This window comes from Dyella sp. (assembly GCF_035486915.1).
Classification (GTDB): domain Bacteria; phylum Pseudomonadota; class Gammaproteobacteria; order Xanthomonadales; family Rhodanobacteraceae; genus Dyella_B.
On record NZ_DATHMR010000182.1, the window covers coordinates 1 to 8,316 of the forward strand.

At 58.4% G+C, this 8,316-nt stretch carries 6 protein-coding genes; 3 read left to right on the forward strand and 3 right to left on the reverse strand.

Annotation, left to right across the window (positions count from 1 at the left end):
* Positions 1 to 67: 67 nt before the first annotated feature.
* Together VK725_RS15000 and VK725_RS15005 are read right to left on the reverse strand one after the other, a co-directional pair.
* Positions 68 to 1,234, reverse strand: coding sequence for an efflux RND transporter periplasmic adaptor subunit (locus tag VK725_RS15000; RefSeq protein WP_325318863.1), 1,167 nt, complete (start codon positions 1,232 to 1,234; stop codon positions 68 to 70).
* A 14-nt stretch (positions 1,235 to 1,248) separates the two neighbouring features.
* Positions 1,249 to 4,467, reverse strand: coding sequence for an efflux RND transporter permease subunit (locus VK725_RS15005; RefSeq protein ID WP_325318864.1), 3,219 nt, complete (start codon positions 4,465 to 4,467; stop codon positions 1,249 to 1,251).
* 141 nt (positions 4,468 to 4,608) lie between these two features.
* Here VK725_RS15005 and VK725_RS15010 point away from each other — a divergent pair, with 141 nt between their 5' ends.
* The 3 genes from VK725_RS15010 (at position 4,609) to VK725_RS15020 (ending at position 7,502) form a co-directional block, all read left to right on the forward strand.
* Positions 4,609 to 5,286, forward strand: coding sequence for a heavy metal response regulator transcription factor (locus VK725_RS15010; RefSeq protein WP_325318865.1), 678 nt, complete (start codon positions 4,609 to 4,611; stop codon positions 5,284 to 5,286).
* Entirely contained in the window at positions 5,283 to 6,710 is a 1,428-nt protein-coding gene (locus VK725_RS15015) for a heavy metal sensor histidine kinase (protein WP_325318866.1), read from the forward strand. Before VK725_RS15010 ends, VK725_RS15015 begins: the two co-directional genes overlap by 4 nt.
* 522 nt (positions 6,711 to 7,232) lie before the next feature.
* On the forward strand, positions 7,233 to 7,502 hold the full coding sequence (locus VK725_RS15020) for an XAC0095 family protein (protein ID WP_325318867.1): 270 nt from the start codon (positions 7,233 to 7,235) through the stop codon (positions 7,500 to 7,502).
* Positions 7,503 to 7,636: 134 nt separating this feature from the next.
* Here VK725_RS15020 and VK725_RS15025 read toward each other — a convergent pair.
* Positions 7,637 to 8,316, reverse strand: a 680-nt coding sequence (locus VK725_RS15025) for an HNH endonuclease (RefSeq protein WP_325318868.1), incomplete at its 5' end; no start/stop codon positions are given.

An 8,316-nucleotide genomic window follows, 5' to 3' on the forward strand; every position in this document is an offset into this window, starting at 1 on the left:
CCGTCAACACGGCGACAAACGCAGCGACTTTGGTAGCTTGCACAGTCATGTCATTCTCCTCGCGCAATCAGGCCGATGCCGCTGCAGTCGTCGACACATGCACTGGCTGGCCAGCGCTGATCGCATCGCCCGGATTCACAATCACGCGCTCGTTGCCGCGAAGCCCGCTTCGAATCTCCACGCGCGTACCGAAATCGCGACCCAAGACAATCGGCATCAGTTGCACTTTGTTCTGATCGTTCACCACCGCCACCTCCACGCCTGTCGGCCGGAACAGCAGCGCGTTCGCAGGAAGGCTGAGTCCAGGTTTTGAATTGGCCAGGCCGAGGTGCACTTGTGCAAAGGCGCCGGGAAGAATCGTGTCGTCTTTGTTGTCGACGTCGACCTCCACGCGCAGCGTGCGACTGACGGAGTCGATCGCGCCCGACGTGCGCGCCACAACGCCGCTGAATAAACGTCCCGGATATTGCGGCAGGCTCAATTGAGCGGTCGTGCCAGCGACAACTTCGGGAGCCTGGTCTTGCGGAACATCGACGAAAACACGCAAGCGATCGGTCTCGGCCAGATCGAACAACGCGGCAGGTGCGCCGCCGTTGCTCCCCGCATCGATAAGCGAACCCGTATCGATATTGCGCCGCGTAATCGTGCCCGCAAACGGCGCATAAACTTTCTCGTAAGACTGCATCTTTTCCAGTCGCGCCACGTTTGCATTGGCAGCAGCCAGCGTGGCCTGCTTCGCCTGCATCGCGCTAAGATTTTCTTGCGCGGACTGACGCGACACCGAGTTGGTGGCAAGCAACTCCTGCCAGCGGTCCGACGTGACTTTCGCAATCCGATAGTCGGCCAGCGCTGACCCCGCGTCCGCACGCGCCTGCTGCAATTGCGCATCCACTTCAGGCGCATCGATAGTGGCCAGCAGCTGACCGGCCTGCACTTGCGTGCCGATATCGGTGTACCAGTGGCTCAGGTAACCATTGGTTCTGGCGTAGATGCGCGTGGCCTGGAAGGCTTGCACGTCACCGGGTAGATCGATGGTGCGACTCTCAGGCGCAGCGGCGGGGCGCACCACGGCTACAGTCGGTTCGCTAAGCGATTGCGTCTGGCGATTCACCGCCATGTGCGCGACGAGCCGAGGCGCCGTGCCAATGCCCAATGCGAATACCACGACAGCACCGGGAATAAGTCGAAGCATCAGCGTCGATGTGGACGAACGTGATTTGGTTTGAGTGGCCATAACCGTATTCCCCGTCAGGATTTCAGTTCAGTGTCGAGTGAGAGATTCGCCGGCGCAGTTGAAGCACTGCGACGTTGCAACCAACCTTGAGCGGCGGCAAACAACGTCGGTACGAAGATCAAAGTGGAAACCGTGCCGAACATCAGGCCACCGATCACAGCGCGACCCAACGGCGCGTTCTGCTCACCGCCGTCGCCGAGCCCGATCGCCATCGGCAACATGCCGATCAGCATCGCCAGCGCCGTCATCAATACCGGGCGGAAGCGACTGCTGCCCGCCTCGAACGCTGCATCGAGCGCGGTTGCGCCGGCCGCAAGGCGCTCACGCGCAAAGCTCACCACCAGAATGCTGTTGGCCGTGGCAATGCCGATGCACATGATCGAGCCAGTCAAAGCAGGCACGCTCACCGTTGTGCCGGTCACAAACAACATCCAGACGATGCCGGCGAGAGCGCCGGGCAGGGCGCAGATGATCACCAGCGGATCGACCCACGACTGGAAGTTCACCACCATCAATGCATAGACCAGCCCGACTGCGAAAAGCAGGCCAAGCATCAATCCTTGAAACGATGACTGCATGGTCTGCACTTCGCCGCGAATCTCAATGCTCGATCCACCTGTAAGGCCTGCGCGTGCATGATCGACCAGCCGCGAAATGTCGCCAGCGACTGCACCAAGGTCACGCCCCTGCACGCCGGCGAAAATATCGATGACCGGCTGCACGTTGTAATGCGAAACCACAGCATCCTGGTTGGCGCGCTGGAACGTACTCAGCGATCCGAGAATCGGCACCGCCTGACCCGACTGAGGCGCCGTGCCTTTGCCCAAGGTCGCATTCAAGGGAATATTGCCCAGCGCCTGCAGCGAATCGATGGTGTACTGCGGTGACTCCGTCATCAACGGATAGCTCACACCGTTCTTGGGATTCAGCCAGAAATTCGGCGTCGTCTGCGAGCTGCCTGAAAGCGCGATCAAGAGATTCTGCGCAATCGTGCGTTGCTGGAAGCCAGCCTGGATTGCTTTCGTTCGATCGACCTCGACATTGATAGCAGGCGCATCGTCCGGTTGCTGGATTCGCGGATCGACCAGGCCGGGCACGCTGCGGAATGCCTGCAACAGTTTCTCCGCCGTGGCGCGATTCGCTACCTCGTTATTGCCCACGATCTGCACGTCAATCGGGGAGGGCAGGCCGAAGTCGAGAATCTGGCTGATGATGTCCGCCGGCAGAAACGAGAAGCTGGTGCCGGGGAAATCCTGATTGAGCTTTTCGCGCAGCAATGAAACGTACTGCTGCGTCGGCTTATGCCCGGGCTTGAGCGTAATAAGGATATCCGCGTCCGCAGAACCGACAGGCGAAGACGAATCGTAGGTGAGATTAATGCCGCTCACCGGCAGGCCGATGTTGTCCAGAATGCCAGACAGCTGCGACGGCGGAATAAGCGCCCGAATCTTCTGCTCGGCCAGATCGACCAATCGCGCCGTCTGTTCGATACGCGTTCCGGTCTTCACACGCATATGCAAACGGATCTCGCCGGTGTCGGATGTCGGAAAAAAATCGCGCCCAAGCACCGGCAACAGCAGCATCGAACCCAGACAGATAGCGGCAAATACCAAGGCAACCTTGCCGGGACGCGCAAGCGCACGATGCAAAAGTGCGTGATAGCGCTCGCCCAACGCCTCGAATCCGCGCTCGAACCGTTGCTGAAAGCGTGCCAGCGCATGCGTGCTCGGCTTCGCACCAGCGGCTCCCTTGCGCTCATGGCGCAGCAGATACATCGCCAACGTAGGAATGAGCGTGCGCGAGAAGAAATACGACGCAAGCATGGCGAACACCACCGCCTCGGCAAGCGGCACGAACAAATAACGCGCAACGCCAGGCAACAGAAACATCGGCAAGAAGACAATGCAGATCGACAGCGTCGAAACCAGTGTCGGCAGCGCGATCTCCGCGGATGCATCGACGATAGCCGTCATCAGCGGGTTGTCGCTTTCCAGGTGGTGGCTGATGTTTTCGATCGCCACCGTCGCGTCATCGACCAGAATGCCCACCGCCAGCGCCAAGCCACCCAACGTCATGATGTTGATCGTCTCGCCAAGACACGACAGCACGATCAACGATGTAAGGATCGACAACGGAATGGTCGCCGCGATGATCAGCGTGGAACGCCAGCTGCCGAGAAATAGCAGGATCATCACCGCCGTCAGGCCGGCGGCGATCACGCCCTCGCGCACCACCCCACTCACCGCCGCGCTGACGAAAACCGATTGATCGGACACCGGCTTTACAACCAGCGCCTTCGGCAATCCAGCAGCTATCTTTGGCAGCAGCGCCTTGACGTTCGCAATGATGTCGAGCGTCGACGCATCGCCGGTCTTCTCCACCTGTAACAGGGCCGAACGCACACCGTCTACACGCACGATATTCGTCTGCGGTGCATAGCCATCGCGCACCGTCGCCACATCGCGCAGATAGATCACGCCACCTTGCGTCGCCTTGACCGGTAGATCGTTGAGTGCGGCTATCGAATCGGTACTGCCATTCATATTGACGTTGTATTCCAACGCGCCGATCTTCGCGGTACCACCCGGAAGAATCAGGCTCTGTGCGTTGACAGCATTGACGACATCGAGCGGAGACAGCCCTTTAGCCTGCATCGCCTGCGAATCGATATCGACCATCACCTGCCGCACCTTGCCGCCGAACGGCAACGGCACCGCCGCACCTTGCACTGTGGCCAGCTGCGTGCGGATGAAGTTATTGCCAAGGTCGTAAAGCTGCTGCTCCGACAGCGTCTTGCTGGACAGCGCCAACTGCAAGATCGGCACGGTCGATGCGTTGTATGAAATGATCAGCGGCGGCAAGGTGCCCGGCGGCAACACGCGCAGCAGCGACTGCGAATTGGCAGAAGCCTCGGCGATGGCACGATTGATATCGGCGCCCGTATGAAAATAAACCTTGACGACAGCGACGCCGTTAACCGTCTGCGACTCGATGTGCTCGATATTATCGACGTCGGACGTCAATGCCCGCTCGTAGGGCGTGGTGATGCGATTGGCCATGTCGGTCGCGGAAAAACCGTTGTACGACCAGACGATGCTCAACACCGGAATATTGATATTCGGAAAGATATCCGTCGGCGTGCGTCGGATCATCAGCGGCCCGATGATCGCGATAAGCAGCGCCAGCACAATAAAGGTGTAAGGCCGTTTCAGCGCAAGTTGAACGATCCACATACTGCGTTTCCCGTCACGTAGGCTTGGGCTGCAGACTAGGTTCCGGGCGCTTGCCGGGCTCTGACGGAAAGCTGACAAATTTGTAATCGCGCCTCCCCGGCCCCCCGCGTATGATTTCCGGGTACGCAGCGGAGACGCTTCATGCGCCTGTTAGTGATCGAAGACGAACGCAAAGCCGGCGAGTACCTGAAAAAAGGTCTCGAGGAATCCGGTTTCACCGTCGATATTGCCTACAACGGCATCGACGGATTACATCTTGCCCTTGAAGACGATTATGAGTTGATCGTGCTCGACGTCATGCTTCCCGGTATGGACGGCTGGACGGTGCTGGAACGGCTTCGCGCAAAGAAAGAAACACCGGTGCTTTTCCTCACCGCGCTGGACGAGTTGGAAGAACGCGTGCGCGGCCTTGAGTGTGGCGGCGACGACTACCTCGTCAAACCCTTCGCCTTTGTCGAACTGCTGGCGCGCGTTCGCACGCTCCTGCGCCGCGGGCCGCCTAGAGACGTCGAACACGTCCATATCGGCGATCTCGAAATCGACGCAATTCGCAGGCGAGTACGCCGAGCAGGCCAGAAGATCGACCTGACGCCCAAAGAGTTTTCGTTGCTTCAACTTTTGGCACGTCGGCGCGGCGAAGTATTAAGCCGCACGCAGATCGCTTCGTACGTATGGGATATGAACTTCGACAGCGATACCAACGTCGTCGACGTAGCGATACGACGCCTGCGCGTGAAAGTCGACGACGGTCACGACACCAAACTCATTCATACGGTGCGTGGCGTCGGTTACGTACTCGATCTGGAAGCGCATGGATGAGCGGCTTCTCGCTAAGCACGCGGCTTGCGACGACATTCATCGCGATCACCGCCGTGTGCTTCATGGCAGTCGGCTTTCTTCTCTACGATGCACTCGCTTCGCGCCTCACCGCTCAGGACGATACGAACATAGTGCTTGCGACACGGCACTTGCGCCGCTTGGTCGCCGAGGTGCAATCGGATGCGGATGTAACGCAGCACCGCGATCGCCTGGTCGCCCTTGTGCTGGGAGACCCGGCCCTCGCCATGCGCATATCCGACGCAAGCGGCCGCGCGTTAATCGATTACAACCCGTCCGGCATTCCGCTCCAACCGATGGCCGCAGTGGAAGCGGACGGACGCATCACTCAGAAAAACGTTCAAGTCTGGCGCGATCTCAACCATGCGCCAATCGATGGTGTCGCAACGCAGGGCGTACTCGCCGATGGTTCGCATGTCGTCATTGCTGTGGTGCGATCGCTGGCCGATAGAGCCGCCTTGTTGTCGCGCTTCAGACGTGACATCGCCGCCATCGTGATCGCCGCCATGTTGCTGGTGACATTGTTAAGCTTCCTACTGGTGCGCCGCGCATTGCGTCCGCTTCATACCATGGCCGCACAGGCCAAGGGCATTACCGCGCACCGTTTGGATGCGCGCATGTCGTTGGAGCAGTCACCCATCGAACTTCAGCAACTGACATCGTCGCTCAACGACATGCTGGAGCGGCTGGAACAAGGTTTCGCTCGCGTATGGCAATTCACCGTAGATCTCGCCCACGATCTGCGCACGCCACTAAGCAATCTGCGCGGAACGAATGAAGTGGCGCTGACGCGACCGCGCTCCGTCGCCGAATACGAATCGCTACTGGGTTCCAACATCGAGGAATGCGAGCGCGTGAGTCGCACCATCGAAAGCGTCTTGTTCCTGGCGCGCGCCGAGAACCCGCAATTCGCCTTGCGTATCGTGGAAATGGATTTGGTCGAGCAGCTTGACGCCATGGCGGATTACTTCGAGGGACTATCGTCCGAAGCCGGCATATCCATCGAGGTATCGGCCAAAGGCAGCGTCTTTGCCGACCGCGAACTCTTCCGTCGCGCCGTCAACAACCTGTTGGCTAATGCCATCCGCTACACGCCGCTAGGACAGACCATTGCCCTGCGAGGTTTCGCCAATGCGAATGAAGTCGTGGTGTCGGTGGAGAACCCAGGAAAAGGCATCGACCGCGAACAGCTGGAACGCATCTTCGAACGTTTCTTCCGCGGCGACCGATCGCGCAGCGACTCCGCAAATTCGGCCGGCCTCGGTTTGGCCATAGTGAAAAGCATCATGGATCTGCACGGCGGCACGGTGACTGCGCAGAGCCGGATGGACGGCCTTACAACATTTGAGCTGCGGTTTCCGCGTACGCCGGGTTTCGATGTGCAATCTCCAGCGGTCAACGCATGAGAGCAGGTCGGTAGCATCCACCCGCACATATTCCTCATCAGCTGACCACGTGCGCATGAAGCGTGGGGTAACCACACGCTGCGATCGCCACTCGCGACACAAAACACATCAGCCTTATCGCCAACATCAAATCTGCCTGCGCTGACAGATGGCAGCGTTGCATGTATGCGATGGTGCTTTTGTCGGGCGTGCCCATCGGCCTTTGATGAGTACGGCACGCCCGACATGAGTGAAGTAGCGCGGATCGCCTGGGTAGGCGCCCAAACGATCCGCTGGCCACCACCAACTGGTTACGGAGTTGATCATGGTTACGCTCGATCATACGGCACACACGCACACGCGTGTCCCCGCCACGCCGCTTTTTGCACTGCTTCACCGCCGCTCATACTGGACGGCGTCGGGCCTCATTGGGCGCTTGTAGAAACGGAATCGGAAAGTTCCGACTCTGCATGCAGGATTTTTCCTGTAGCCCTTCGCGCCACGCGCAATACGTGGCGCGACCTACACCCATGGAGCCCGCCCATGAATAAGAAACCCCACGAGCTGTTCCACCCGGCAAGCTTCGTGCTGTCTCGCGATAACTACGACGAACTGTGCACCATCCGCGACAAGCTATTGCTAATGGCGCAACTCGCCGGCACCGCCACCTCCAACGGCGACCACGACACCATACTTTTCATCCGCCGCAGCCTGATCGGACAACTCTTCGGCGATCTGAGCTTTCAGATCGATGATGTGTTGGAGGATGTTGCTAAGGCCGAAACGTGCGTGGATCACGTGCAGGCGCATTGATCTAAGGAGGAGTTCAAGCACTCTCATAAAAAGTACTCTGACCCCTTTTTTCTCCATAAGGAACTTAATCTGCTCCGTTCTGCTGAGCGCATGCTAGGGTTCAGAACGATCATGTTCAGTGCGCTCCTGCTCTTCTAAGGTAACAGTACGTTGTCACGATGGAATGCGAGGTAGGGCATCTGTCGTAGGTGAAAGGGCGGACCCAATTTCTCGCACGCTTCAATCAGGCCGAGTCGACTCAGATCATTACGATTGAGTCGTGGCGAGACGATAACTTCACCGCTATCTTTAAAGCTAATTAACCCTCGATCAAATAGCCGATCAACGTGCGGTGCGAGTAATAGCCCATTTGCCCCATCTAGCCGCTCAATCGAGTCAACGCACACACGCCACGGTTTGATATGGCTCGCCACGAGCAGCTGAGGGTTATCGATGTTGGTTAGTCTGCATGCGTGCTCGAACGCATAGATACGGCTTCGAAACAAACCCTGGCCATATCGCGCAGATATCAGTTGCTTTTTGGTTGTGGCGTCTAGGCTGGGATCATCGTGGATGATCTCCTCCATTGCGTTATCGATGTGTGCCAGAGGTGCATTAAACCCAGGTGCCTCAAATTCTTGAGCAATATCGCTAATAGCGATAGCTCCAATGAGAAGCTCGTAAACAAGCTTATCCACCTCTGCAAGATAAGCCCCTTGGTTGCCGTTTCCGGTATCTTGCTGGATTGGCGAGTACTTTGGTGGCAGGAGCCTGCCGAGCTCTGAGATTCGATCTTTCGGTCGAACAGATGCATTCAATGGCTGCCACAACACAG

Excerpts from the sequence above, each read along its gene's own strand:
- VK725_RS15015 (WP_325318866.1), top strand. The coding sequence starts at position 5,283 with ATGAGCGGCTTCTCGCTAAGCACGCGGCTTGCGACGACATTCATCGCG.
- VK725_RS15005 (WP_325318864.1), bottom strand. The coding sequence starts at position 4,467 with ATGTGGATCGTTCAACTTGCGCTGAAACGGCCTTACACCTTTATTGTG.
- VK725_RS15010 (WP_325318865.1), top strand. The coding sequence starts at position 4,609 with ATGCGCCTGTTAGTGATCGAAGACGAACGCAAAGCCGGCGAGTACCTG.
- VK725_RS15020 (WP_325318867.1), top strand. The coding sequence starts at position 7,233 with ATGAATAAGAAACCCCACGAGCTGTTCCACCCGGCAAGCTTCGTGCTG.
- VK725_RS15000 (WP_325318863.1), bottom strand. The coding sequence starts at position 1,234 with ATGGCCACTCAAACCAAATCACGTTCGTCCACATCGACGCTGATGCTT.